Source organism: Pseudomonas sp. GW822-FHT06D10 (assembly GCF_058799535.1).
On sequence record NZ_JBXALN010000001.1, the window covers coordinates 1,083,724 to 1,108,881 of the forward strand.

A 25,158-nucleotide genomic window follows, 5' to 3' on the forward strand; every position below is an offset into this window, starting at 1 on the left:
TATTCCTTTTATGAATATACCTGGAGGGTGCTCCCCACCTGCTGCTGGAGCAGCAATCGGCCAGCACCTGCCTGTTCGCAGATCAGCAGCGGCGGCTTGGGCCAGGGCCTGTCGATCTGCCTGAAGCCCTTGCCAGGCAAGGCCTGCAGCGCTTTGTAGCGGCCCTGGCATGCAATCTGCTCTATCCCTTCCGACACCAGTACCCACCACCGCCCCTCGTAGGAGCTGGCTTGCCAGCGAAGGCGTCCGCAAGGGCGAGGCAAGGCTCAAGGGCCCTCTTCGCCGGCAAGCCGGCTCCTACAGGAGAACACCGCGATATCTGTTGCAGGAGCTGGCTTGCCAGCGAAGGCGCCCGCAAGGGCGAGGCAAGGTTCAAGGCCCTCTTCGCCGGCAAGCCGGCTCCTACAGGAGAACACCGCGATATCTGTCGCAGGGCTGGCGGGGCTGAGGGCTTATTTTTTGAGGGAGAGTGCAATGCAAGGTTTATGGCGCAATACCCTGGCCGTTATGGCCGGGCTGCTGATCAGTGTCACGGCCCTGGCCAACCCGGCCCCCGAGTCGGTGAAGGTTGCCATCGTCGCCTTCACCCAGGGCGGCAAGCCGGTGTTCGGCGGCATCGCCGGGCGGGTGATCGAGGATGGCTGGCTGGAACAGCAACTGAGCCAGCGCGGCATCAAGCTGCAGTGGATCGCCCTGCCCCACGCCGGCGCCGGGCCGCAGATCAACGAAGGCTTCAGCAACAACAGCATCGACTTCGCCGTGCGTGGCGACCTGCCGTCGGTGATCGCCGGCGCCGGCGGCGTGCCCGGCAAGCTGATCGTGCCCGGCGGCAGCGGCAACAATATCTACCTGGTGGTGCCCACCCAGTCCACGGCCAAGAGCATCGAGGACCTCAAGGGCCAGCGCCTGGCCCTGCATCGCGGCCGGCCCTGGGAGTTCGCCTTCAGCAACTTCCTGGCCAGCAAGGGCCTGAAGCTCGACGACTTCAAGATCGCCAACCTCAACCCCCAGGTCGGTGCGGCGGCGGTGTCCGCCGGCAAGGTCGACGCCGCGGTGCTGCTCAGCGAGGCCTATGCCCTGGAAGACAAGGGCGTGGGCCGGATCATCTGGTCCACCAAGCAAGGGGCCAATGACTGGCGCCTGGTCTCCGACCTCTGGGGCACCGACAGTTTCATCGAGCAGCACCCGGAGGTTACCCAACTGCTGGCCACCGCCTGGGTCAAGGCCGCCTGGTGGATTTCCCAGGAACAGAACCAGGACGCCTACTACCAACTGTCCTCCCGCGCCGGCACCGCCGAGAGCGTGCTGCGCCGCGACGACCAGGGCGACCCGGTGGCCTGGAAGGAGCGCTGGGCGCCCAAGAGCGACCAGCAGCTCAAGGCCCACTATCAGGCGCTGAGCGACTACGCCCTGGCCAACCAGCTGATCCGCACGCCCTACGACATCACCCCGGCCCTGGCCACCGGTTTCACCAACCAGGCGCTGATCGATCTGCACCTGAGTGATTACTGGCCCGCCCTGCGCGGCCAGGTCGCCACCCATCCCTGAACCCTGAGCACGAGTCTTCTTGATGAAACTGTCCGCAAAATTCACCTTTGGCCTGAGCCTCCTGGCGCTCTCCCTGTCGGCCCTGGCCGGCCCGACCTACGCGCCCAAGCCCGACCCGTTGCAGGGCGACGGCCGGGTCTCGGCCTTCTACACCTGGCAGGACGCGATCCCCCCGACCCCGGGCAAGCTGCTGCGCAGCGAACCCCTGGAAGCGACCCTGAGCCTGCCCAACGCCGCCAGCGCGCAACGGATTCTCTATAGCTCCACCGACGGCATCGACGGCAAGACCCCGGTGGTGGTCTCCGGCACCTTGTTCCTGCCCAAGGGCAAGGCCCCGGCCGGCGGCTGGCCGGTGGCCTCCTGGGGCCATGGCACGGTGGGCGTGGCGGATGTCTGCGCGCCGTCCTGGCAGGGCCGTTCCTACCGTGACGTGCAGTACCTGAGCCGCTGGCTGGACGAAGGCTTTGCCATTGTCGCCACCGACTACCAGGGCCTGGGCGTGCCCGGCGGCCATCCGCTGCTGAACAACCGCATGGCCGCCTACGGCATTCTCGACGCCGCCAAAGCCGTGGTCGCCGGGGTGCCCGGGCTGGCCAACAAGGTACTGATCGTCGGCCAGTCCCAGGGCGGCGCCGGCGCCTTCGCCTCGGCCGCCTACGCTTCCACCTACGCGCCAGACCTGGGGGTCAAGGGCAGCATCGGCACCGGGGTGATCTACACCATCGGCGCGAAGAATGTCGGCGAGCAGGACCCGAACAAGGTCGATGCCTCCCTGGCCTACGGTTTCTACACCTTGCTGGCCGCCCAGCAGTACGACCCCAGCATCAACCCCCGGGACTTCTACACCGACAAGGCCCTGCCGCTGTTCGAACAGGCCCGTACCAGTTGCCTGGCGTCCCTGGTCAGCGACGTGGTGGGGGTCGGCCTGACCCCGGCCAACGCCAAGAAGGACTATCAGGGCAGCCAACTGGCGGCCTGGCAGAAACAAGTGTCCTACCCGACCCTGAAAACCGCCCAGCCGGTGTTCATCGGCACCGGCGCCGAGGACAAGACCCCGGCCGCAGCCACCCAGGTGGCCCTGATGCAGGACGCCTGCAAGGCCGGCTCGGTGGTCGAGGGCCACTTGTACAAGAGCCTGGGCCACAGTGAAACGGTCAATGCCTCCCTCAAGGACTCGGTGCCGTTCGCCCACAAGGTGATCAACGGCCAAGCCATTACCCCCGTCTGCAACCCCAGCGTGCAATAGCCAGGAGGCCCAGCCATGAGCATCGAATTCTTCACTCGCCTGCCCCTGCACGGCGAAACCCAGTTCCTCCCCGGCGACCCGCGCAACCGCGGCGACTGGCACCGGGGCGGGCCCAGCACCGGTGCCGTCTCAGGCTTCAGCGTCGGCGACCACTTCACCTACATCGACTACCTGGGGCAGATCGCCCGGGCCGCGGAAATCAACGGCTTCGGCGGCGCGCTGATGGTCAACGCGCCCTCCGGCGAAGAGCCCTGGACCGTGTGCTCGCTGCTGGCCCGGGAAACCCGCACCCTGAAGTTCGTCACCGCCTTCCAGCCCTATCACTACACGCCCTGGGTTGCGGTGCAGCAGGCCGCCACCTACCAGCGCGCCACCGGCAACCGCCTGGTGTGGAACATCATCAACGGCGGCTCGGACGCCATTCAGCGCCAGGTCGGCGACTTCAGCGACCACGATGAGCGCTATGCCCGTGCCACCGAGTTCATGGACGTGGTCAAGGGCTACTGGCACAACGAGAACTTCCACTACCAGGGCCAGTTCTACCGCGCCGAAGGCGGTGGCCTGCGCGGCCCCTTGAAGAAGGCCGAGCTGCCGCTGATCTGCACCGCGGGATCGTCCATCGCCGCTCGGGAATTCGCCGCCAAGCATGCCGACTTCTACCTGATGCGCGCCGAGCACCCGGACGAGATCGCCGCGTTGATCGCCGATATTCGTGAGCGCGCCTTGCAGTACGGCCGCAGCGATATCCGCTTCGGCCTGTCGATCGACGTCATCACCCGGGAAACCGAGGAACTGGCACGCACCGAGGCCAAGCGCTTCTTCGACGAGGGCATCGCCAAGGGCGCGGTCAAGGCCGTGGCCGCCCATGCCGGGCTGCGCACCGCGCGCAAGCTCAGCTACGAGAACGGCTTCGCACAGAAGAACGAGACCCAGGGCTTCGAGGATTTCTTCATCCACCCCAATGTCTGGACCGGCTTCGGCTACATCGGCATACCGCCGGGCTGCGCCCTGGTGGGCAGCTACGAAAACGTGGTGGCGCGGATCCGCGAGTACCACGCCATCGGTATCGACCTGTTCTTCCTCGCCGGCTACCCGCACCTAGAGGAAGCCTACCGCCTGGGCGAGCACATCCTGCCGCACTTTCGCGACGAGCGCGCGGCCCTGAGCCGTCAGCCGCAAGCGCCGCTGGAGCTGCGCAGCGCCAACGGCCCGGCAGGAGCCTGACGCCATGAGCCAGGACTACTCGGGCTTGAGCCGCCGTCGTTTTCTCGGCCACAGCGCGCTGTTCGGCGGCGGCCTGCTGCTGGGCAGCGGCCTGCTGGCCGGTTGCGACGCGGACAATTCCAGCGCCCCGGGCACGGTCGCCAGCGACCAGCCGCGCTACGGCGGGCGCCTGCGCCTGGGGATTCTCGACGGCAACCAGAGCGGCAACCTGGACGCCCACAAACCCATCGGCAGCGGTATCGTCCGAGGCTTCGCGCTGTACAGCAAACTCTGGGAATGGGACGAGCAGATGCAGCCACGCCTGGCCCTGGCGGAGTTCGCCGAACCCAATGCCGATGCCAGCAGCTGGACCCTGCGCCTGCGCCAGGGCCTGGAATTCCACCACGGCAAGAGCATCGACGCCGATGACCTGATCTTCTCCATCCGCCGCCTCACCGACCCGCAGCTGGCCTCGCCCTACGCGGCGCTGCTGCACTGGGTCGATCGCGACAACCTGGTGCGGCTCGACGAGCGCACCGTACGCCTGAGCTTTCGCGAGGGCCGCAGCTACATGCCCCTGGCGGAAACCTGGGTCAACTTCGGCGGCATCGTCCCGGTGGACTACCACCCGGTGACCAATCCGGTGGGCGCCGGCCCCTACAAGCTGAAAAGCTTCACCCCCGGCCAGCGCTCGCTGTTCACCCGCTTCGACAACTACTACAAGGACGGCCAGCCCTACGCCGACGAACTGGAGATCATCGACTTCAAGGATCAGGTGGCGCGCCTGGCGGCCCTGCGTTCCGGGCAGATCGACATGGCCAACGTGATGCCCACCGAACAGTTGCAAGTCCTGCAGCGCGACCCGCGGGTGCGGCTGCTGAAATCGGTGACCGGCAACTGGCTGTCCTTCGACATGAACCTGGACAAGCCGCCGTTCAACGACCCAAGGGTGCGCCAGGCTTTCCGCCTGCTGGCGGACCGCGAGGAACTGGTGCGCCGCGCCCTGAACGGCCAGGGCCGGGTGGCCAACGACCTCTATGCCCCCAGCGACCCGACCTTCAACCACAGCCTGGGGCCCCGCCCCCACGACCCGCAGCGTGCGGCGCAGCTGCTCAAGGAGGCCGGCCAGGAAAACCTCGAGCTGGAACTGGTGACCACCCCGGGGCCGGCCCTGACCTCGGCCCTGGTGCTGGCCGAACAGGCCAAGCGCATCGGCGTGACCCTCAAGGTCCGCCAGGTGGACCTGGCGACCTTCCAGGGCCCGCAACGCAATGACTGGACCCTGAGTACCGGCGGCAGCATCGGCGCACCGTTTCTGGCCAGCGCGATCCACACCGACGCGCCCTTTGCCGTATCCAACAAGACCCACTTCAACGACCCACAGTTCAGCGAAGTGTTTCTCGCCGCCATGGCCCAGCCCGACCTGCAGCGGCGCACGGCCCTGGTGCACCAGGCCCAGCAGATCCAGTACGAACGGGGCGGCATGCTGATCTGGGGCTACGCCGACCTGCTGGACAGCGTCTCCACCCGCGTGGGCGGCGCCCGGGAAGAACAGTCGCTGTTCAGCACCTGGCGTTTCGAAAGGTTGTGGCTCAACAACAGCGCCTGACCCACCGCCCGACCGTAGGAGCTGGCTTGCCAGCGAAAGCGCCCGCAAGAGCACCGCGAGCCTCAAGGGCCTCTTCGCCGGCAAGCCGGCTCCTACAGAACATTCATGCGATTCAATATGAGGCTCATGTGCCATGCCCTCCAACGCCTTCGCTCGCCCCGCATTCGGCCCGGCCCTGGCCGTAACGGTGTTTTCTTCCCTGGCGCCGCCGCTCTTCGCCGCCGATACCCAGTTGCAAACCGTCACCGTCCAGGCCAGCAGCCAGGCCGATGACGATGCCCTGCCCACCCGGCCACCGACCTCGGTGTATGGCGGCACCGAAACCAAGGTGCTCGATACGCCACGCTCGGTGACCCAGATCAACGCCGAACAACTGGCCAACGACCCGATCCGCAGCGCCGACGATCTGGTCAAATACGCCCCGGGCATCACCCGCGGTGGCGGGCAGAACGCCGGTATCGCCCCGCAGTTCCGCGCCCAGGGCTCGGAAGTGTTCCAGGACGGCCAGCGCGCCTATGGCGTACGCCATCCGGCCAACTTCAACGCCTACGAGGGCGCGGACATCGTCGCCGGGCCTTCTTCGGTGACCTACGGTTCGGTGTCCGGCAGCGGCGGCTACGTCAACTACCTGAGCAAGAAACCCGATTTCAGCGGGTTCAAGACCCGTCTGAGCGGCGAGCTCGGTGCCTGGGTGCCGGACGGCCAGTCTCGGGACTCGCGCAAGTTCAGCATCGACAACACCGGCCCCCTGAGCGACCAACTGGCCTACCGGGTGAGCATCACCCAGCAGCGCCAGCAGGACTACTACGACAACGTCGACAACAATTTCGATGCCTTCTACGGGGCCCTGGCCTGGCGCAACGACAACCTGCGGGTGGACTGGAACGCCAGCTACGACAACTACTACGACTACAACATCACCCACGGCTGGAACCGCGCCACCCAGCAACTGGTGGACAGCGGCCAGTACTACGCCGGGCGCGCCACGCCGATCATCCAGAATGGCAACACCCTGTGGTCGCCGGTGCTGGCCTCCGGCGCCGCCAATGCCCCGACCCTGGGCTGGGTGCAGCGCCAGCGCAACGCCCAGGGCCAGTACAGCGTGGTGGATGGCAGCTTCCAGGCGGCCTCGCCCAACACCCAGGCCAGCCCCGGCACCCTGCGCGGCTGGGTCTACGACCCGAGCCTGGCGGGCAACGGCTTGACCTCCCTGTCGCCCCAGGCCGGCCAGCGCGGCGAAGACCAGAGCAGTTCACGGCGCTTCACCACCCAACTGCGCATCGAGGGCGACCTGTCCCCCAGCGTGACCCTGGCCAACAGCACCTTCTACCAGCGCTCCAGGGACTTGACCGATGCCGTTGGCGCCTTCCAGGTGCAATCCCGGGACAACCTGCTGGACAACCGTTTCGAGTTCCGCTCACGCAATGAAACCCGGCTCGGCGGCCTGGCCCTGCGGGACGACAGCAACAGCGGGCTGATCTACCGCCGCGAGTTCAACCAGTCGATCGCCGCCAACAATCATTTCGGCTCCACCATCAACGCCTACGACCTGACCCTGGATCCTTCGGGCAAGAACCCCGGCGACCTGCTGGGGCTCACCGGCAGCAACCCGGCCGGCGGCAACGGCGCCTGGATCGGCCAACCCGGGGTGCCGCAATACTCCAACTACTACGGCTGGCTCAACCTGGCGGCCATGTACCCCGCCGGCCACGGCCTGTACGCCGAATCCCTGGCGCCCTACACCGCCGAAAGCACCTGGACCACCAAGACCCTGTTCAGCCAGCACAACCTGCGCCTGGGCGAGCGGGTGGGCCTGAACATCGGTGCCAGCCGCAGCTGGATCGACGCCCGGATCGACAACCCCTTCGTCCTTGCAGGTGGCAGCGACCGGCGCGACAGCCACAATTACCGGCTGTTCGCGTTCCAGGTCAGCCCCTACGTCAAACCCACCGAGAACAGCACCCTGTACTACACCTTCGACCGCTCCCTGGCGGTCAACACCGGGTTCTTCTCCAACGGCCTGGGCTGGGGCAGCGGCAATGGCGCCAACCAGCTCAACCCCCTGGCGTTCCAGAGCCTGAGCGTGCTGCATGAACTGGGGCTGAAGGTCGAAGCCATCCCCGACCAGCTGTTCATGACCCTGGCCACCTTCAAGCAGGCCCGGGACCAGTCCCCGGACAGCAACAACAACATCGCCCGGCTGATCATCAAGGGCACCGAGGCGACCCTGCGCTACCAGCCAGACCCGCACCTGCGCAGCGGCCTCAACCTGTCCCGGCTCAGCGCCTACAACGAATTCACCTCCCAGGCGGGCTTCGCCTCCGCCGGGTTCATCCCCGACAACGGCACCGTGTTCGGCGACAACAACAGCCTCAACCAGCGGCCCTCCGGGCGCTTCGACGCGGTGCAGATCCCCGAGTACACCGCCAGCGGCTACCTCGACTACCGCTTCGACTCGGGCTTTGGCGCCGACCTCTCCGGCTGGTGGACCAGCAGCTGGTACCTGAACCTGAGCAAGACGGTGAAGGTCCCCGACGAATACAACCTCGACCTGGCCCTGTACTACCGCCAGCCCCAGTGGAGCACCACCCTGCGGGTGCTCAACCTGACCAACGAACTGAACTTCGTCAGCGGCCTGGCCGGCTCCACCAATACCTTCCTGCAGCCCATGCCCGGACGCACCGTGCTGGCCCAGGTGGACTACCGCTTCTAGGCACTTTCATTCTTCTGCGACCTCAGGACACTCCCCATGAGCATTGAATTCGTCGGCATGATCTTTCCCCGCCAATGGTCCGAAACCCGCGGCGTGCGCAGCCCGGACTTCGACCTGGCATTCATCCGCGAGCACGCGCGTGCCCACGAACACGCGGGCTTTGACCGGGTGCTGATCGCCAGCGGCCCGGGCAGCGCCGACAGCCTGCAGATTGCCGCCTACGCCGCGGCCCACACCGAGCGCCTGGGCTTCATGATTGCCCACCGCCCGGCCCTCAGCGCCCCCACCGTGGCGGCCCGGGCCTTCGCCACCCTGGACCACACCACCGGCGGCGGGCGCATCCGCCTGCATGCCATTACCGGCATCACCGCCGAGCCCCAGGAAGGCGACACCCTGCTGGACAAGACCGAGCGCTATCGACGCACCGACGAGTACCTGGAGATCGTGCGCCGTACCTGGACCGCCGAAGAACCCTTCGACTTCGAAGGCCGCTACTTCAACCTCAAGGGCGCGTTTTCCCCGGTCAAGCCGCTGCAGCAGCCGCACATCCCCATCTCTTTTGGCGGCTCCTCGGACATCGCCTACCAGATCGCGGTCAAGCACGCCGACCTCTACGCCCTGTGGGGCGAGCCCCTGGAGGGGGTGGCCGAACAGATCGGTAAACTCAAGGCCGCGGCCAGCGCCGCGGGGGTGGCCGCGCCCCGGGTCAGCCTCTCGGTGCGGCTGATCCTGGGGGCCACCGAGGAATTGGCCTGGCAACGGGCCGAACAGATCCTGGCGCAGATCCGCGCCAACCCGCAGTTCGCCGCCGGCGGCCCCTGGCAGAAGCGCCTCAAGGGCACCGGCTCCGAACGCCTGCTGGCGGCCGCAGCCCGCGGCGACCGCCATGACCGCGCCCTGTGGATGCCCACCGCCAGCGCCGTTGGCGCCTACGGCGACACCACGGCCCTGGTGGGCACGCCGGAGACCGTGGCCCAGGCCCTGCTGGACTACGTCGACCTGGGCGTGACCACCTTCCTCAACCGTGGCTACGACCCTTATTACGACACCATCGACTATGGGCGCTGGATCATCCCCGCCGTCCGCGAAGCCGCCGCCCGCCGCAAGCAATACCTGTAGAAGGCGTTTACGAGGCTGGCATCCGGCTTGGAGGCCCTTTCGCCGGCAAGCCGGCTCCTACAAGCGCGTTGACCTTTCTCACAACCCTGTAGGAGCTGGCTTGCCAGCGAAGGCGCCCGCAAGAGCACTGCCCGGTTCAGGGGCCCTTGGCCGCCTGCCAGCGCCTGCGCAAGCGGTGGCCGGGGAATCGGAATGCGAGTGATAGTCGATCATTTTCAACACTTTATCGGCGCCAGGCCGATGACCCAGATCACCACGAATACTCGACAAAGCGTTAACATCCCAACCGGCCTTTGGCTTTAAACCTGTCATATCCACTTTATGCATCGCGCCCTTTGCTGCGCCATGACGGCATTTCCTCACCGGAGTCATGCACTTTGAAAACCTGGCACACACTTGTCGGCATCCTGCTGATCACCACGGCCACCCTGCTGCTGGAGATCCCTTCCGCCACCTGGCTGACCTCGGCCACCCTGAGCATGATCCTGGGCACCGCAGCCCTGGCCTACATGGCGATGTCCTGCCTGCTAGCCAGCCGCTGGGGCTGGGTCGAACGGCTGTTCGGCGGCCTTGACCGGGTCTACGAGGCGCACAAGTGGCTGGGCATCTGGGCCCTGGCATTCGCCAGCTACCACCTGGTGTTCAAGGCCAACCTGGATGAATGGAACAGCGTGCCGATCCTCGAACTGTCCAAATACTGGACGCGCCTGGTCCGCCAACTGAGCTACGTGGCCCTGGGCCTGATCGTGCTGCTGGCACTGAACCGCAACATTCCCTACAGCCAGTGGCGCTGGTGGCACAAGCTCTCCGGCCCGCTGTTCCTGATCGTCATCCTGCACTGGCTGAGCTTCAAATCGCCCATCACCCTGGATTCGCCCTCGGGTATCTGGCTGGCTCTGCTCTGCGTCCTCGGCGTGCTCGGCGCCCTGTACAAGCTGCTGCTCTACCCCCTGGTGGCCAAGGCCGGCGAATACCAGGTGACGGCGGTCCGGGTGGAGAAGAACTCCCTGCACCTGGAGCTGATTCCCCAGGGCCGGGGCTTTCCTTTCAAGGCCGGGCAGTTCGCCTTCCTGTCGATGCAGGAAAAAGGCCTGCGCGAACCCCATCCGTTCACCATCGCCAGCGCCCAGGCCCATGACGGGCGCATCGAATTCGTGATCCGCGCCCTGGGGGACTACACCCAACGCCTGCGCCGCCAGGTCAAGGTCGGCATGCGAGCGGACATCTACGCGCCCTATGGGCGTTTCAAGCGGCCGCAGGCGGCTGCCCGGGAAATCTGGATCGGCGGTGGCGTGGGCATCTCGCCATTTATTTCCTGGCTGCAGGATGAAGCTGCCGGGCAGTTCGACAAGGCCACCCTGGTGTACTGCTACAACCCGTCCCGGGCCTTCCCCAGTGTCGACACCCTGCAGGGCATGGCCCAGGCCCGGGGAGTGAACTTCGTGGCCAACTGCGGCGGCACCGAGCCCCTGGCCCAGACCCTCAAGCGCACCGCGGCCGAAACCGATCCGCAGCAGATCCAGGTCAGCTTCTGCGGGCCCAAGGGCTTGCTGGGCCAGGTCCGGGAACTGATGAGCGAGTGCCGGATTCCCCAAGGCAACCTGCACTACGAATTCTTCGAGTTCCGCTGATCAAGCCGCTGGCGGCCCTGGCTGGCGCGGCTCGCGCAGCGTCACCCAGACCACCAGCGCCGCCAGCAGGGTCATCAGGGTCAGCACCTGCAACAACTGGCTGAAAGCCTGCCCGTACAGGGCCAGCAACCCCTCCCGGCCCAGCGCCGGCAAGGCCGCCAGAGTACCGGGCAGGTCGCCCCCGGCCAGTTGCCGGGCAGCCCCCATCAACGTCTCGGCGGGCAGCGCCTGATCCGCCAGGGCGTGCTGCAGCAGCCCCGCCAGCAGCGCCACCACCAGGGCCAGGGCAATGCCCTCGCCGGCCACCCGGGTGGTGCTGAAGATGCCGCTGGCCATGCCCGCGCGCTCCTTGGGCACCACGCTCACCGACAAGCCGTCCATCAGCCCCCAGGGCAGCCCGCTACCGAGGCCGATCAGCAGCAGCGGCCAGATCCGATCGGCCGGCGCCTGGCCCGCAGCGATCCGGCTCAGCCACCACAGCCCGGCGGCAGCCAGCAACAGGCCCAGGCTCGACAGGTTGCCGGCGCTGCACCAGCGGCTGAGCCAGCCCGCGGCGAACGGCACCACCAGCATCGGCGCCGACAGGGCAAGCATCAGCAGCCCGGCATCGATGGCGCTGTAGCCTTCGACGCCGATAAAGCGGATCGGCAACAGGATCAGCAGCACCACGTAGCAATAGCAGGTGGCGATGGGCAGCACCTGCACCCCGACAAAACGCGGATAGCGAAACAGCGACAGATCCAGCATCGGCCGCGCTGCACGCCGCTCGACGACGATGAACAGCCACAGTGCCAGCAGCGCCCCCGCCAGCAACAGCAGAACCCAAGGGCTGCTCCAGCCGTTTTGCGGGGCCTGCAGGATGCCCCAGGTCAGCAGCACCAGGGCCAGGGTGAAACTCAGGGTGCCCGGCCAGTCCACGCCCTGGGCGTCGGGGTCGCGGGACTCTTGCATGCGCGGCACGCCAAAGGCCAGGGACAGGCCGCCGATCAGCGCCCCGGAGACAAAGATCCCGCGCCAGCCGGCCTGTTCCACCAGGACCCCGGCGAGGATCGGGCCAAACGCCAGGCCGACACCAAAGGTGGTGCCCAGCAGGCTGAAGGCACGGGTTCGCGCCGGGCCGTCGAAGGCCTGGGCCAGGGCCGCCGAACCACCGGCCAGGGCGGCGGCACCGGCCAACCCCTGGACCCCGCGCAAGAGGTTCAGCCACAGCAGCGACGGTACGAACACCAGGGCCAGGGAGCTCAGGCCGAACAGCGCCACGCCGAGGCTGAACAGGCGCTTGCGGCCAAATTCGTCGGCCAGGGTACCGGCGGCCATCAGCACGCTGCCAAAAGTCAGCATGAAGGCATTGGTGGTCCAGCTCAGGGCCAGCGGGCTGCCCCCCAGTTCATGGCCGATGGCCGGGGTCGCCACCGCTACCCCGACAAAGGTCAGGGGCAGCATCAGGGCCGCCAGGCACACCGCGGCCAGCACGCCATGGGCGGACTGCCGGCGACTTTGGGCGGCCTGCCCCAGGGGTAATTCGAGTTCGGGATTCACACGGACCTCTCAAGCCCTGGCAACCAGGGGTGGGCTACGAAAAATCCATGGTAGGTATGCCGCAATCACTGAAAAACAGGGCATTCTTCCGCTCTTTACGGACAAAAACGCTGCAATCGAGGTGAACGATGGACAACCTAAACGGCTTGCAGGTGTTTGTCAGCGTGGTCCAGAGCGGCAGCCTGGTGGGCGCCGGCGAGCGCCTGGGGCTGTCTGCCTCGGCGGTGGGCAAGGCCCTGGCGCGCCTGGAGCAGCGCCTTGGCGTGCGCCTGCTGAACCGCAGCACCCGGCGCATCAGCCTGACCGATGAAGGCGCGCTGTTCTATGAGCGCGGCCAGCGCATCGTCGCCGAAGTCCAGGAGGCCGAGGCCGAACTGGCGCGGATCAGCGACAAGCCCCGAGGCCGGCTGCGGGTCAGCCTGCCGGCCATCGGCTATCGGATGCTGCTGCCGATCCTCCCGGAGTTTTCCGCGCGCTACCCGGACATCGAGCTGGACCTGGACTTCAACGACCGGCTGATCGACGTGATCGCCGAAGGCGTGGACGCGGTGATCCGCAGTGGCGAGCTGCCGGACTCGCAACTCAAGTCCAGGAACCTGGGGCCCTTCGGCTTTGTGCTGGTCGGCGCCCCCGGCTACTTCGCCCGGCGCGGCACCCCGTGCACGCCCCGGGATCTGGAGCAGCATGCCTGCCTGCGCTACAAGTTCCCCGGCGGCAGCTTGCTGCAGCAATGGAGCCTGCGCCTGCCCGACGGAGCCCCGCCGCTGGTGCTGGGCAGTGCCCTGACCAGCAACAACCTGGAATCGCTGATCCACGCCGCCACCCAGGGCCTGGGCATCGCCTACGTGCCCGAGTTCGTGGTCTGCGGGGCCCTGGCCGATGGCAGCCTGATCGCGGTGCTGGACGACTACCAGCAAGAGCGCGGCAAGTTCTCCATCCTCTGGCCCAGCAGCCGTCACCTGCTGCCCAAGCTGCGGGTGTTCGTCGACTTTCTCGGTGAACGGCTGGAGCTGGGCAAGCACCACGCTTCCCGCTGATATCCCCTCGATGCCGGGGGCTGGCCGGGCAGTCGCCGGCCCCTGCAATACATCAGCAAACTCAGATGCCAGCTTACCAATCCATGTATTCATCTTGATGTTTGCCCGCCGTAAGCTCGTCCTGGCCTGCTGCTGCAGGCCAGGCAATGTCGGTACGCCAAAAACAACAGCTAAAGGCCATCCCAATAACAATCTGATCTGCCGACTCCAGGAACCGCTATGTCAACTACCCCATCACGCCGCCCTTGCGTCGGCCTGCATCGTGGCGCCCGCCCCTTGAACGAGGTGCGCCATGACTGACTTCCAGCCCGCTCCGGGCACCGATGAACACTTGCTGCACCACCAGGGCTATCGCCAGGAGCTGCACCGCGGCCTGTCCCTGTGGTCGTCGTTCTCCGTGGGCTTTGCCACGGTCTCGCCAGTGGTGGGGATCTATTCGGTGATGGCCCTGGGCGCCATGAGCACCGGCCCGTCCTGGGTCTGGATCGTGCCCCTGTGCCTGGCCCTGCAGATGCTGGTGGCGCTGGTCTATGCCGAACTCGCCTCGCAGTACCCCCTGGCCGGCGGTTGCTATCAATGGGTCAAGCGCCTGGCTGGAGACCGCTGGGCCTGGTTCACCGGCTTCATGTACCTGGCCTCGGCCCTGGCTTCCCTGACTACCGTGGCCTACCTGGGCGGGTTCTGGCTGTGGCTGTTCGTCACCGGCACGCCGCCTTCGGCCAATGCCCAGGTGGCCAGCGGCGCCGTGCTGCTGGCGTTGGGGCTGGGGGTCAACCTGTTGGGGATCAACCCGCTGAAGTACTTCGTCAATGCCGGGATCATCGCCGAAGCCATCGCCTCCATCGGCATCGGCGTGCTGTTGCTGCTGTTCTTTCGCAACCACTCCTGGTCGCTGCTGCTGGAAGGCCTGGGCAACAGCGTCAGCGGCGATGGCACTTACCTGAGCGGCTTCGTCACCGCCATGGCAGTGGGCGGCTGGGCCTTTCTCGGCTTCGATGCCTGCTCCCAGGTGTCCGAGGAAACCGCCGATGCCCGTACCTCCACGCCGCGGGCCATCCTGCGCTCGATGCTGCTGGTGGGGCTGACGGTGATGCTCACCGCCTTTGCCGTGACCCTGTCGTTCACCGACACCGCGGGCCTGGTGGCCGGCCAGGTGGTGGACCCGGTCACCCCGGCGGTGGTGGATGCCTTTGGCGCCTGGGCCGAGCGGCCCTTCGTCGGCGTGGTGCTGGTGGCGTTCATTGCCTGCGTGGTCTCGGTGCAGACCTATATCGGCCGCGCGGTATTCGGCATGGCCCGGGACTCGATCCTGCCCGCCTCGGCGTTCCTGCGCCGGGTGGATGGGCGCAAGGTGCCCTTCGCCGCCATGCTCCTTTGCACCCTGTTCGCCAGTTTTGGCCTGGCCCTGGGCCTGAACGCCACGGCCGTGGGCACCCTGATCGCCTTCGGCAGCGGGGGCTTCTTCATGGTGTTCCTGATCGTGATCGGTTGCGCCCTGGTCCATCGCCTGCGTGGCCGTTGGCGGCCCGACGCCGGGGTCTTCAACCTCGGCCGCTGGGGCCTGCCGGTGAACCTCGCGGCCTTTGTCTGGCTGCTGTTCGAGAGCGTCAACGTGGCCTGGCCCCGGGAATCCCTAGCGCCGCCCGGAGCGCCCTGGTTCCAGGTCTGGGCAGTGGTGCTGGTGTTCTCGACCCTGGCCGTGCTGGGCCTGATCTACATGGTCCTGGCCAAGCCCTACCTGCGCCGCGACAGCAGCGCATCCGACCGCGGCTGAATCCTCATGCGCTGTCAGCGACAGCGCATTCCCTGCCCGCTACTGGCCCGGCGCCTGCTGCGCCGGCCGCTTCACGCCTGATGTTTCTGGAGACCATCGATGCCCCCGTCCATCCATTACTGGAATTACCCCACCGAGATCTTCTGCGGCGCCGAGGCCCTGCACGGCCTGGCCCAGCGCTGCGCCCTGCTGGGCATGGCCAGGCCCTTGCTGGTCACCGACCCGGGCATGCTCGAACTGGAACCCTTTGGCCTGTTGACCGCGCACCTGGAGCAAAGCCGCCAGGGCTTTGCGGTATTTGCCGAGCTGGCCAGCAACCCGAGCCTGGACGATGTGCAGCGCGGCGTCCAAGCCTTCAGGGCCGGCGGCCACGACTCGCTGATCGCCCTGGGCGGCGGCAGCGCCATGGACGCCGCCAAGGGCATCGCCCTGGCCGCCGTGGACTCGCAAGGGCTGCAGCGTTTCGAGTGGTCCCAGGTGATCGAGCATTACCCGAGCCTCAGTGACTTTCCACACCTGGGCCTGCCGCCCCTGATCGCCCTGCCCACCACTGCCGGCACCGGCTCCGAACTGGGCCGCGAAGCGGTACTGACCGACAGCCAGCAGCAGGTCAAGCGGGTCATCAGCCACCCCGAACTGCTGCCCGCCTGCGTGATCCTCGACCCGCTGCTGACCCGCGGCCTGCCGCCCGCGCTGACCGCCGCCACCGGCATGGATGCCCTGACCCACCATATCGAGGCGTTCTGCTCGCCCCTGTACCACCCGATGTCCAGCGCGATTGCCGTGGAAGGCATGCGCCTGGTGCAGCAGCACCTGCGCCGGGCAGTGAGCCACGGCCAGGACCTGGACGCCCGGGAAGGCATGCTGGTGGCCTCGGCGATGGCTGCGGTGGCCTTCCAGAAGGGCCTGGGGGGCGTCCACGCCCTGGCCCACCCGCTGGGCGCCCGCTATCACCGTCACCATGGCCTGCTCAATGCCGTCCTCCTGCCCTATGTGCTGGTGGCCAACCAGCCGGTGATTGCCGAGGAGATCGGGCGCCTGGCCCGTTACCTGGACTTGCCCCGGGGGGATTTCCAGGGGTTCCTGGACTGGATCCTGGCCCTGCGCTCCGAGCTGGGCATCCCCCACTGCCTGGCGGATATCGGCCTGGACAGCCATGAAGCCGAGTGGGTCGGGACCCAGGCCCTGGCGGATATCTCGTCCTCCGACACCAATGCCCGACCGCTGAGCGCCGCCGACTACAGCCAGATCTTCCGCAACGCCGTGCACGGCGTCCTGCCAGGAGCCCGCCCATGAAACCGGCCTTGTTTATCGATGGCCACTGGGTCGATGGCGACGGCGCGCCGATGCCGGTGCATGACCCGTCCCTGGGCCAAATCATGGCCCAGGTGCCGGCGGCCAGCGCCCATCAGGTGAACCTGGCGGTGCAGGCCGCGCGCCGGGCCCTGCCCGGGTGGCGCAGCCTCAGCGGCGCCCGGCGTGCCGAGTACCTGCAAGGCTTCGCCCGGCACCTGCAGCAGCGCCGCGAAGGGCTGATCGCCCTGCAGATGCGCAATAACGGCAAGCCGCGGCACGAAGCCGAACTGGACCTGGACGACGCCATCGCCACCTTCGACTACTACGCCGGCCTCGCTGCCCAGCTGGACGCCCGCCAGGATCAACCGGTGCCCTTGCAGGCTCCGGGCTTCAGTGCCCACTGCAGGTTCGAGGCCCTGGGCGTTGTGGGGCTGATCGTGCCCTGGAACTTCCCCCTGGTCACCAGTGCCTGGAAGCTGGCCCCGGCCCTGGCCGCGGGCTGCACGTTGGTGCTCAAGCCCTCGGAAGTGACGCCTCTGATCGAACAGGTCTACGGCGAAATCGCCGACGCCCTGGGCTTGCCGGCGGGCGTGTTGAACCTGGTGGCCGGCGCCGGAGAAACCGGCGCAGCCCTCAGCCAGCATCCGGGGCTGGACAAGCTGTCGTTCACCGGCAGCACTGCCACCGGCCAGCGAGTGATGGCCAGCTCCGCTGCCTTCTGCCGGCCACTGACCCTGGAGCTGGGGGGCAAGTCGCCGATCCTGGTGTTCGCCGACGCCGACCTGGACCAGGCGGTGCACTGGATCATCGGCGGCTTTTGCTGGAACGCCGGGCAGATGTGCTCGGCCACCTCGCGCCTGCTGGTCCACGAGTCGATTGCCGATGCTTTGCTGCAGCGGTTGCGCAGTGCCCTGCTGGCCCTGCGGGTCGGCAACCCCCTGGAGCAGGAAGTGGACATGGGCCCCCTGAGTTGCCAGGCCCAGTGGCGCACGGTGTGCACCTACCTGGAACAGGCCAGGAGCGAGGGCCTGGAATGCCTGGTGGGCGGCCATGCCCTGCCCGGGCCGGGCTGGTTCGTGGCGCCCACGGTGTACACCGATGTGCCCACCAGCAGCAGGTTGTGGCAAGAGGAGATCTTCGGCCCGGTGCTGTGCATGCGCCGTTTCAGTGACGAAGCACAGGCCCTGGCCCTGGCCAACGACAGCGCATTCGGCCTGGTGGCCACTGTGATCAGTGCCGATCTGCCGCGCGCCGAACGGGTCGCCGCCGCCCTGGACGTGGGCCACGTGTGGATCAATTCACTGCAGGCGGTGTTCGTCGAAACCTCCTGGGGCGGCACCAAGGGCAGCGGCATCGGGCGGGAACTGGGCCCCTGGGGGCTGGCTGCCTATCAGTCGATCAAGCACCTGACCCGCTGCCTGGGCTGAAGCGCGGGGTCAGCCGCCATGCTCTGCCAGCAGGTCGGCGATAAAGGCCTTCAGCGCTTCGCCACGGGCATGCCCGGCGTGGGTGATCATGCTGTGCTGCACCTCGTAGCGCAGCGTCTCGGGGTGCAGCACGCGCATCTGCCCGGCCGCGACCCAGGGCTGGGCATAGTGGCTGGGCAGGTAGCCCAGGTGGGTGCCCGCCAGTACCCCGTGGACCACCGCCTCCATGTGGTAGGCGGTGGCCGAGGCGCGCTGGGGCGTTACCGGCAGCACCTGGCTGGCGGGCAGGAAACCGTGCTTGATCCAGTCACAGGCCTTGATGTGCGCAAGCTCTGGCTCCAGGACAGGAAACAGCGGGTGCGAGGCGCCGCAGAACAGGGCGATTTCCTCGGCGTACAGCGGCTGATAGTCGAGGGTCGGCAGGCTGCGGCTGAAATAGGAAATGGCCAGGTCCAACTGACCGTCGATCACCGCCCGCTCAAGCTCGGTGGGCGAATTGATGAACACATGCAGGTGCAGGTCGTGCTCGCGGTGATAGAAGCGCGCGATGGCCGCGTCGATGCGTGCCGCGGGCAAGGTGGCGATGTTGTCCGCCAGCCCCAGGTACAGATCCCCCACCAAACGCCCGGACAATTCCTGGGCCTCGCTCTTGAACGCCTCCACCGCGCCGAACAGCGCCTGGGCCGCCGCCAGGATCCGCTGGCCCTTCTCGGTCAGGCGAAAACCGCCCTTGCCGCGCTCGCATAGCCGATAGCCGAGGCGTTTTTCCAGGCTGGAGATGTGCATGCTGATATTGGACTGGCTCATGTTCAGTTCGGCCTGGGCCGCGGTGAAACCGCCGCACTTGACCACTACGGAGAAAATCCGCAGCAGGCGCAGGTCCATGTCGGTGACGTTTCTAAGCACAGGGGGTTTCCAGGAGTCGCGGGGCTGAACCAGGGGGCTATTCAACGGCAGCGCCCGGGCCGCGTCAAATCCATCGCGGCTTGCGTGATCGATGACATTGCAGGGACTATGCAACGCCTCCTTGCCACCTTGGATCGCTTGCCAATGGACTCACACCCCACGCCCACGCTGTGCACCGAACGCTTGCTGCTGCGCCCCCTGGAACTGGCGGACGCCGATGCCATCCAGCAGCTATTCCCCCAGTGGGAGGTGGTGCGCTACCTCAACGCCCTGGTGCCCTGGCCCTACCCGGCCGACGGCGCCCTGAGCTTCCTGCGGGACATGGCGCTGCCGGCGATGGCCCGGGGCACGGAATGGCACTGGACGCTGCGCCTGCGCAGCAACCCCGGGCAGATGATCGGCAGCATCAGCCTGATGGACGAAACCGACAACAACCGCGGCTTCTGGCTGGCCCCGCCGTGGCAGGGCCAGGGCTACATGAGCGAGGCCTGCAAGGTGGTGGACCACTATTGGTTCGAAGTACTGCAACGGCCCTTGATGCGGGTGCCCAAGGCCGCGCCGAACCAGGGCTCGCGGCGGATTTCCGAACGCGCGGGCATGCGCCTGATCCGCTCCGAGGACGGTGAGTTCGTCAGTGGGCGATTCCCCGTGGACATCTGGGAAATCACCCGCGAGCAATGGCGCCGGCTCAGGTAAAGCGCACCCCGGGACGGGGGCGCTGGTCCACCGTCAGTTCGAACACATCCGGGCGAGCGTAGTGGCCGACCACGTCGTAGTCATAGCGCGCCCGCACCAGGTCGGCGGTATCGATCTGCGCGCTGATCAGCCCGGCCCGGCCCACCAGGGGGCCGGCCAGTACGTCCCCCATGGGCCCGACGATCACGCTGCCGCCGGCAATCAACGGCCGTTGGGCCGGCCAGTTGGCAATCTCCAGCCCCAGCTCTTCGGGCGAGGCCTGCACCTGACAGGCGCTGACCACGAAGCAGCGCCCCTCGTGAGCGATATGGCGCATGCTCACCTGCCACATTTCCCGCTCGTCCACCGTAGGCGCACACCAGACTTCGATGCCCTGGGCGTACATCGCGGTACGCAGCAGCGGCATCATGTTTTCCCAGCAGATCACCGCGCCCACCCGGCCGACCTGGGTGTCCAGCACCGGCAGGGTCGAGCCGTCGCCCTTGCCCCAGATCAAGCGTTCGGTCCCGGTGGGCATCAGTTTGCGATGCTTGCCCGAAAGCCCCTGCTGCGGGTCGAAATACAGCGCCGTGCAGTACAGGGTGCTGCCACTGCGCTCGATGACACCCAGCACCAGGTTGGCTCCGGTACGGGCGGACAGCGCGGCCAGGGCATCGGTTTCCACCCCGGGGACCTCGATGGCATTGGCGAAGTAGCGGGCAAAGGCCTCGCGGCCCTCCGGCAGGCGATAGCCCAGCTGGGTGCCGAAGCCTTCGCCCTTGGGGTAGCCCCCCAGCAGCGCTTCGGGCATCACCACCAACTGCGCGCCGGCTTCGATGATGGCGGCCTCGTACGAGAGGATCTGTTCCAGGGTGGCGGCCTTGCCTTCAGGCAAGGCCCCGATCTGCAGGGCAGCGACAACGGACTTGGGCATGGGATGACTCCTTGAGCAATCAGGTGTTGCCCATTCTGCTGCGGCCCCTGATCATCGATAAACCCCACTCCAATGCTTAATGATATGAACCAGATGAATATCGCCAGTGTCGATCTCAACCTGCTCAAGGCTTTCGAGGCGCTGCATGACGAGTCCAGCGCCAGCCGCGCCGCCTTGCGCCTGGGGGTGACCCAGTCGGCCATGAGCGCTGCCCTGCGCCGGCTGCGCGAGCTGTATAGCGACCCGCTGTTCGTGCGTACCGGGCGCGGGCTGGCGCCGACCCTCAAGGCCAATCAGTTGAAGCCCGTGGTCAGCGAAGCCTTGAACAAATGCCGCCAGAGCCTGGCCATGGTCGCCCCCGACACCGCCGACTATCAGGGCCGCTCGGTAACGCTGGGGCTGTCGGATGATTTCGAGATTGCCTATGGCCGGCAGATGATCGAGGCCGTGGCCCGGCGGGCGCCGAAGCTGCGGCTGATCTTTCGCCAGAGCCACAGCCAGATCGTCGCCGAGGCGCTGTTGCAGCGCAGCGTCGACCTGGCCATCAGTGCCGGCGGCTTTGCCGAACGCCTGCTCAGCCGCCAGGTGCTGGGGGAAGGCCATTACCTGTGCCTGGCAGACCCGGCCAGCCTGGCCCCCGGGCAACAGCAGATCAGTCTTGAGGAGTTTGTCGCACGGGAACACCTGCTGGTGTCGTCCCAGGGGTTTATCGGGATTACCGATGAAGGCCTGGCCAACCTGGGGCTGAGCCGCCAGGTGTGCGCCTCGACCACGCACTTTGCCGCCTTGCCCTTTCTGCTCAAGGGCAGCCAGGCGGTGGCGACCATTCCGGCCCATGCCGCCCGGCGCATCGCCGAATTCACCGGGCTGCAGTTGCTGCCCTGCCCCCTGGCCCTGCCGCGCTACCCGATCGAGCTGGGCTGGCGCACCAGCCCGCAGACCGACCCGCTGCTGGTGAAGGTGCGCGAAGCGATTGTCGAGAGTTTTGCCCTTACTTGTTCGCCGCCATCAGGCGATTGACTTCACTGCGCACCATGTTCGAGTACTCCGGCGGCGACATGCCGTCGAGCTCGGCGCGGACCCACTCGGCCCACTTGCCCTTGCGCTTGCCGCGCTCGCCGAACAGCCGCGCGGCCTCGCCCTTGGCCTTGCCCAGGTTGCTCTGCCACAGGTCGAACAGACGGGACTTCTCGTCCTCGATGGCGGCGCGCTCGGCCAGGGTCTTGTTAGCCAGATTGAAACTCATGGGAAATTCCTGCTGCGTAAAATAGGCGCCATCTTACACTGTAGGGGCTACGGGTTTTACCCCGGGGTCGCCAAGGGGGCGTAAAACAACTGCAACTTTTGCCCCCGCGCCGGACTCCATTGCTTGCTACCCATTCACCTGTAGCCGCTGGCGGATGCGTTGTGCACCAGCGGCGATATTTCCAAGGAAAAAACTTCATGGCTCGTAAATCTGCCGCGCAAGCGGAAAACGATCAAATCAAGGACCAGGCCTTCAGCGAACTGCAGGCGCTGATCGAAGAATCGGAAAAGCTGCTCAAGGGCAGCGCCAGCCTGGTGGGCGAAGAAGGTGAGAGCCTGCGCCAGCAAGTCAGCCTCAAGCTCAAGCAGGCGCTGGATTCGGTCAGCAATGTGCGCGAGCGCAGCAAGCCGGTGGTGGATGCCACCGAGCAGTACATCGGTGGCCACCCGTGGCAGACCGTGGCCATCTCCGCCGGTTTCGGCCTTGTGGTAGGCCTGTTGCTGGGCCGTCGTTCCTAAGCCCCCGCGCAACGTTGAGGCCAGGTACGCCAATGGCGGCCTGGCCTTTTTCATGCCTTCAGTCCTGGGCCAGCGCCCGCAATTGCTGCAGCTGCTCGACGGGAATGGCGATGCCCGCGTGCTGCGAACGCTCGCGCTGCTGATGCCGGCGATCCCCCGGCAGGCGCTTGAGCCCCACCGCATGCATCTGCCGCACCAGCTCCTGGCTGCGCTCGGCAAAACTCTGCCCGGCGGCCTTGCTCGGGTCGATGACGATCAGCAACTGGCCGGTCCAGGGCGTCTTGGCCCCCGGGTGGCCAGACCAGTCGAATTCGAAGGAGAAGTTGCCCCCGGTCAGGGCTGCCGCCAGCAGCTCCACCATCATCGACAGAGCCGAGCCCTTGTGCCCGCCAAACGGCAGCAAGGCGCCACCCTCAAGAATCGCCTTGGGGTCCTGGGTCGGCTGGCCCAGGCTGTCGACACCGATGCCCGGCGGCAGGCGCTCGCCCTTGCGCGCGGCGATCTGCACGTCGCCATGGGCAATGGCGCTGGTAGCCAGATCGAAGACGATCGGCTGGCCCTGGGCCTGGGGTGCGGCGAAGGCGATCGGGTTGGTGCCGAACAATGGCCTGTCGGCGCCGTGGGGCACGACGCAGGTCATGCTGTTGACCACGCTCAGGGCCACCAATCCTTCCTCGGCGAAGGGTTCGACATCCGGCCAGAGTGCGGCGAAGTGGTGCGAATTGCGGATAGCCAGCACGGCGATACCGGCGCTGCGGGCCTTGCTCACCAGCAGCTCGCGGGCGGCAGCCAGGGCCGGCTGGGCAAAGCCGTTGCCGGCGTCGACCCGGACAAAGGCCGCCGCCACATCCTCCACCACCGGCACGGCCTGGCCGTCGACCCAGCCACTGGCCAGGGTCGAGACATAACCGGGAATGCGGAACACGCCATGGCTGTGGGCTCCGTCGCGCTCGGCGCCGGCACAGTTCTCGGCCAGGCAGCGGGCCACTTCGGCACGGCAGCCGTGGCGTTGGAAAATCGTTTCCAGCAACTGCACCAGGGCCGGTAAAGAAAGGTATTGGGGCGGTGTTTCAACAACCACGGACGATGCAGACATCTGAAGCTCCAGAGTAATTATTGGAGGGGGCGACAGCGTGTGAACCTGGCGATTAAACAACGCCGCACTCCAACCCTGTCAACCACTGCCGGCGCCTTGCAGGGAAGGTGCCAGGATGGCCGGAACAACCATCCCCCCGGAGCAAGAAAAAGCCCCCTGTGCACTGCCGTGGCAAGGCACAGGGGGCTGTATCAGCCTGGTTCAGTCCTTCTGGTCGCGCAGCACATTGCCCGAGGCGCCGTCGATGCGAAATTCATAGACACTGCCATCGGACTTGCGCCCTTCGCCTTCCCAATAGCCATCGTTGTCCGCTTCGATCTTGTAGATCTCCACGTAGCCGGCTTTGGTCTTTGCGGTTTCAATGGCTTTTTCAATGGTGATCCAACCGGCCCCCGGGCGGTCGGCCAGGGCCGCTCCGGCGCCCAGCAGGCTGGCGGTGGCAAGCAATGCGACAAGCGTCTTCTTCAACATGGTCCATCTCCTTGTGTATTCACTTTCGATACAGAGCCTGGTTTTAGGGCGTGCCAGATGAAAATAAGTTCACTTTGATGCTCATTAGCCATGACGGTTGTTCTCCAAGACTTGCCGCGGAGGGTAGAATGCGGGAAATCAGGAAGAGTCAATGAGCGAACAGATCCTCTCAGAAGCCGAATACGACGCCATCACCCAAGCGGCAGCCCAATGGTGCATGCGCCTGCATGAACCCGACTGCAGCGACGCGGAGCGTCTGGCCTTTCAGCAATGGCATGATGCCGACCCCCTGCACGCCTTCGAATACGAGGCGATGCGGGAAATATGGGAAGTGGCCGATCAACTGCCCCCCTCCACCCTCACTGCCGCACCAGCCCCCGCACCGGTCAAGCTCGTTCCCCGGCGCACCTGGCAGCAGTATGGCGTGGCCGCGGCCATCGCCCTGTGCGCCCTGCCCCTGGCCGCCTACAGCGGCTGGGAACTGGGTTGGGTGCCGTCCTCCTACCAGCGATTCGAAGCCGGCGACAGCCTGCGCAGCGTGACCCTGGCCGATGGCAGCCAGGTGCAACTGAACCTGGGCAGCACCCTGACCTACAGCAACTACAAGGACCAGCGCCGGGTCACCCTGAAAAAAGGCGAAGCCTTCTTCAAGGTCAGCCACGACGCCAGCCACCCGTTCGTGGTCAAGGCCGCCAATGGCCAGGTCAAGGTCACCGGCACCCAGTTCAATGTGTGGATGTACGAGGACCAGGTGCGGGTCACCCTGCTCCAGGGCTCGGTCCTGGTGAGCAGCAACACCGCCCTGCCCGGCGAAGGTTTCCGCCTGGAGCCGGGCATGCAGGCCAGCTACAAGGCCGGCGACTACCAGCCGCAGATCAGCCAGACCTACAGCAACGACAGCTCCCTGGCCTGGCGCGAAGGCAAGCTGGTGCTGGACAACCTGGCCCTCACCGACGCCCTGCCGCTGATCAACCGCTACCTGGACACTCCGGTGCAGGTCGCCGACGCCAACACCGGCAAGATCCGCGTCGGCGGCATCTACAACACCCGGGAAATCAAGAGCCTGCTGACCTCGCTGCCCAAGGTGCTGCCGGTCTACCTGACGCGCAATCGCGATGGCAACCCGGTAATCAACTCACTGCCCCAGTCCCCGCCAAAAAGCTGAAGGCC

21 protein-coding genes are annotated in these 25,158 nt (G+C 66.7%); 15 read left to right on the forward strand and 6 right to left on the reverse strand.

The genetic code is table 11. The features are described from left to right. The first annotated feature begins 474 nt into the window (after positions 1–474). The 7 genes from AC1RL5_RS04670 to AC1RL5_RS04700 all read left to right on the forward strand — a co-directional run bounded on the left by AC1RL5_RS04670 (position 475) and on the right by AC1RL5_RS04700 (position 11,069). Positions 475–1,548, forward strand: a complete 1,074-nt coding sequence (locus AC1RL5_RS04670) for an ABC transporter substrate-binding protein (protein WP_072450423.1) — start codon at positions 475–477, stop codon at positions 1,546–1,548. A 22-nt stretch (positions 1,549–1,570) separates the two neighbouring features. Further along, positions 1,571–2,794: a lipase family protein gene (locus AC1RL5_RS04675; RefSeq protein WP_404672726.1), complete on the forward strand. Its 1,224-nt coding sequence runs from the start codon at positions 1,571–1,573 to the stop codon at positions 2,792–2,794. 15 nt (positions 2,795–2,809) lie between these two features. After that, the gene (locus tag AC1RL5_RS04680; RefSeq protein ID WP_103407325.1) at positions 2,810–4,018 is read left to right on the forward strand and encodes an LLM class flavin-dependent oxidoreductase; all 1,209 of its coding nucleotides are present in this window, start codon (positions 2,810–2,812) and stop codon (positions 4,016–4,018) included. Between the two features lie 4 nt (positions 4,019–4,022). Next, the gene (locus AC1RL5_RS04685; RefSeq protein ID WP_492588869.1) at positions 4,023–5,606 is read left to right on the forward strand and encodes an ABC transporter substrate-binding protein; all 1,584 of its coding nucleotides are present in this window, start codon (positions 4,023–4,025) and stop codon (positions 5,604–5,606) included. Positions 5,607–5,739: 133 nt separating this feature from the next. Then, positions 5,740–8,319, forward strand: a complete 2,580-nt coding sequence (locus tag AC1RL5_RS04690; RefSeq protein WP_492588868.1) for a TonB-dependent receptor plug domain-containing protein — start codon at positions 5,740–5,742, stop codon at positions 8,317–8,319. 36 nt (positions 8,320–8,355) lie between these two features. Continuing rightward, positions 8,356–9,438, forward strand: a complete 1,083-nt coding sequence (locus tag AC1RL5_RS04695) for an LLM class flavin-dependent oxidoreductase (RefSeq protein ID WP_072450428.1) — start codon at positions 8,356–8,358, stop codon at positions 9,436–9,438. A gap of 377 nt (positions 9,439–9,815) precedes the next feature. Then, complete coding sequence (locus AC1RL5_RS04700) at positions 9,816–11,069, forward strand: ferredoxin reductase family protein (protein WP_011061206.1); 1,254 nt, start codon at positions 9,816–9,818, stop codon at positions 11,067–11,069. Here AC1RL5_RS04700 and AC1RL5_RS04705 read toward each other — a convergent pair whose 3' ends face one another. Continuing rightward, positions 11,070–12,608: an MFS transporter gene (locus tag AC1RL5_RS04705; RefSeq protein ID WP_011061205.1), complete on the reverse strand. Its 1,539-nt coding sequence runs from the start codon at positions 12,606–12,608 to the stop codon at positions 11,070–11,072. A 128-nt stretch (positions 12,609–12,736) separates the two neighbouring features. Between AC1RL5_RS04705 and AC1RL5_RS04710 the strand changes: the two genes are divergently transcribed. The 4 genes from AC1RL5_RS04710 (at position 12,737) to AC1RL5_RS04725 (ending at position 18,142) form a co-directional block, all read left to right on the forward strand. Further along, on the forward strand, positions 12,737–13,645 hold the full coding sequence (locus AC1RL5_RS04710; protein WP_072441906.1) for a LysR family transcriptional regulator: 909 nt from the start codon (positions 12,737–12,739) through the stop codon (positions 13,643–13,645). A 292-nt stretch (positions 13,646–13,937) separates the two neighbouring features. Continuing rightward, on the forward strand, positions 13,938–15,419 hold the full coding sequence (locus tag AC1RL5_RS04715) for an APC family permease (protein WP_072450429.1): 1,482 nt from the start codon (positions 13,938–13,940) through the stop codon (positions 15,417–15,419). A 99-nt stretch (positions 15,420–15,518) separates the two neighbouring features. Then, positions 15,519–16,715 carry an iron-containing alcohol dehydrogenase gene (locus AC1RL5_RS04720; RefSeq protein WP_492588867.1) on the forward strand — a complete coding sequence of 399 codons (1,197 nt, stop codon included), beginning with the start codon at positions 15,519–15,521 and terminating at the stop codon, positions 16,713–16,715. Continuing rightward, complete coding sequence (locus AC1RL5_RS04725) at positions 16,712–18,142, forward strand: aldehyde dehydrogenase family protein (RefSeq protein WP_072450433.1); 1,431 nt, start codon at positions 16,712–16,714, stop codon at positions 18,140–18,142. Before AC1RL5_RS04720 ends, AC1RL5_RS04725 begins: the two co-directional genes overlap by 4 nt. A 9-nt stretch (positions 18,143–18,151) precedes the next feature. On the opposite strand, the gene AC1RL5_RS04730 is transcribed toward AC1RL5_RS04725, so the two are convergent. After that, a complete protein-coding gene (locus AC1RL5_RS04730) occupies positions 18,152–19,048 on the reverse strand; it encodes a LysR family transcriptional regulator (RefSeq protein WP_492588866.1) in 897 nt (298 codons plus the stop codon). A 144-nt stretch (positions 19,049–19,192) separates the two neighbouring features. Between AC1RL5_RS04730 and AC1RL5_RS04735 the strand changes: the two genes are divergently transcribed. Further along, on the forward strand, positions 19,193–19,744 hold the full coding sequence (locus tag AC1RL5_RS04735) for a GNAT family N-acetyltransferase (RefSeq protein WP_093403080.1): 552 nt from the start codon (positions 19,193–19,195) through the stop codon (positions 19,742–19,744). On the opposite strand, the gene AC1RL5_RS04740 is transcribed toward AC1RL5_RS04735, so the two are convergent. After that, positions 19,737–20,657: a carbon-nitrogen hydrolase family protein gene (locus AC1RL5_RS04740; RefSeq protein ID WP_011061198.1), complete on the reverse strand. Its 921-nt coding sequence runs from the start codon at positions 20,655–20,657 to the stop codon at positions 19,737–19,739. The genes AC1RL5_RS04735 and AC1RL5_RS04740 overlap by 8 nt on opposite strands. An 84-nt stretch (positions 20,658–20,741) precedes the next feature. On the opposite strand from AC1RL5_RS04740, the gene AC1RL5_RS04745 reads away from it, so the two are divergent. Beyond that, a complete protein-coding gene (locus AC1RL5_RS04745) occupies positions 20,742–21,677 on the forward strand; it encodes a LysR family transcriptional regulator (RefSeq protein ID WP_103407328.1) in 936 nt (311 codons plus the stop codon). Here the strand turns inward: AC1RL5_RS04745 and AC1RL5_RS04750 are convergent. Further along, on the reverse strand, positions 21,649–21,903 hold the full coding sequence (locus AC1RL5_RS04750; protein ID WP_011061196.1) for a hypothetical protein: 255 nt from the start codon (positions 21,901–21,903) through the stop codon (positions 21,649–21,651). The genes AC1RL5_RS04745 and AC1RL5_RS04750 overlap by 29 nt on opposite strands. A 197-nt stretch (positions 21,904–22,100) precedes the next feature. On the opposite strand from AC1RL5_RS04750, the gene AC1RL5_RS04755 reads away from it, so the two are divergent. Further along, the gene (locus tag AC1RL5_RS04755; RefSeq protein WP_011061195.1) at positions 22,101–22,421 is read left to right on the forward strand and encodes an ElaB/YgaM/YqjD family protein; all 321 of its coding nucleotides are present in this window, start codon (positions 22,101–22,103) and stop codon (positions 22,419–22,421) included. A gap of 58 nt (positions 22,422–22,479) precedes the next feature. Here the strand turns inward: AC1RL5_RS04755 and AC1RL5_RS04760 are convergent, their stop codons facing one another. After that, positions 22,480–23,517, reverse strand: a complete 1,038-nt coding sequence (locus AC1RL5_RS04760; protein ID WP_072450437.1) for an Ldh family oxidoreductase — start codon at positions 23,515–23,517, stop codon at positions 22,480–22,482. Between the two features lie 201 nt (positions 23,518–23,718). Then, positions 23,719–23,988, reverse strand: coding sequence for a PepSY domain-containing protein (locus tag AC1RL5_RS04765; protein ID WP_072450438.1), 270 nt, complete (start codon positions 23,986–23,988; stop codon positions 23,719–23,721). Positions 23,989–24,139: 151 nt separating this feature from the next. On the opposite strand from AC1RL5_RS04765, the gene AC1RL5_RS04770 reads away from it, so the two are divergent. Further along, on the forward strand, positions 24,140–25,153 hold the full coding sequence (locus tag AC1RL5_RS04770) for a FecR family protein (RefSeq protein ID WP_011061192.1): 1,014 nt from the start codon (positions 24,140–24,142) through the stop codon (positions 25,151–25,153). Positions 25,154–25,158 lie beyond the last annotated feature (5 nt).

What these genes read in the sequence shown, in the direction of transcription:
- AC1RL5_RS04725 (WP_072450433.1), top strand. Translation starts at nt 16,712, where the DNA reads ATGAAACCGGCCTTGTTTATCGATGGCCACTGGGTCGATGGCGACGGC.
- AC1RL5_RS04765 (WP_072450438.1), bottom strand. Translation starts at nt 23,988, where the DNA reads ATGTTGAAGAAGACGCTTGTCGCATTGCTTGCCACCGCCAGCCTGCTG.
- AC1RL5_RS04745 (WP_103407328.1), top strand. Translation starts at nt 20,742, where the DNA reads ATGAACCAGATGAATATCGCCAGTGTCGATCTCAACCTGCTCAAGGCT.
- AC1RL5_RS04670 (WP_072450423.1), top strand. Translation starts at nt 475, where the DNA reads ATGCAAGGTTTATGGCGCAATACCCTGGCCGTTATGGCCGGGCTGCTG.
- AC1RL5_RS04715 (WP_072450429.1), top strand. Translation starts at nt 13,938, where the DNA reads ATGACTGACTTCCAGCCCGCTCCGGGCACCGATGAACACTTGCTGCAC.
- AC1RL5_RS04680 (WP_103407325.1), top strand. Translation starts at nt 2,810, where the DNA reads ATGAGCATCGAATTCTTCACTCGCCTGCCCCTGCACGGCGAAACCCAG.
- AC1RL5_RS04740 (WP_011061198.1), bottom strand. Translation starts at nt 20,657, where the DNA reads ATGCCCAAGTCCGTTGTCGCTGCCCTGCAGATCGGGGCCTTGCCTGAA.
- AC1RL5_RS04750 (WP_011061196.1), bottom strand. Translation starts at nt 21,903, where the DNA reads ATGAGTTTCAATCTGGCTAACAAGACCCTGGCCGAGCGCGCCGCCATC.
- AC1RL5_RS04695 (WP_072450428.1), top strand. Translation starts at nt 8,356, where the DNA reads ATGAGCATTGAATTCGTCGGCATGATCTTTCCCCGCCAATGGTCCGAA.
- AC1RL5_RS04690 (WP_492588868.1), top strand. Translation starts at nt 5,740, where the DNA reads ATGCCCTCCAACGCCTTCGCTCGCCCCGCATTCGGCCCGGCCCTGGCC.
- AC1RL5_RS04685 (WP_492588869.1), top strand. Translation starts at nt 4,023, where the DNA reads ATGAGCCAGGACTACTCGGGCTTGAGCCGCCGTCGTTTTCTCGGCCAC.
- AC1RL5_RS04720 (WP_492588867.1), top strand. Translation starts at nt 15,519, where the DNA reads ATGCCCCCGTCCATCCATTACTGGAATTACCCCACCGAGATCTTCTGC.
- AC1RL5_RS04735 (WP_093403080.1), top strand. Translation starts at nt 19,193, where the DNA reads ATGGACTCACACCCCACGCCCACGCTGTGCACCGAACGCTTGCTGCTG.
- AC1RL5_RS04675 (WP_404672726.1), top strand. Translation starts at nt 1,571, where the DNA reads ATGAAACTGTCCGCAAAATTCACCTTTGGCCTGAGCCTCCTGGCGCTC.
- AC1RL5_RS04710 (WP_072441906.1), top strand. Translation starts at nt 12,737, where the DNA reads ATGGACAACCTAAACGGCTTGCAGGTGTTTGTCAGCGTGGTCCAGAGC.
- AC1RL5_RS04770 (WP_011061192.1), top strand. Translation starts at nt 24,140, where the DNA reads ATGAGCGAACAGATCCTCTCAGAAGCCGAATACGACGCCATCACCCAA.
- AC1RL5_RS04760 (WP_072450437.1), bottom strand. Translation starts at nt 23,517, where the DNA reads ATGTCTGCATCGTCCGTGGTTGTTGAAACACCGCCCCAATACCTTTCT.
- AC1RL5_RS04755 (WP_011061195.1), top strand. Translation starts at nt 22,101, where the DNA reads ATGGCTCGTAAATCTGCCGCGCAAGCGGAAAACGATCAAATCAAGGAC.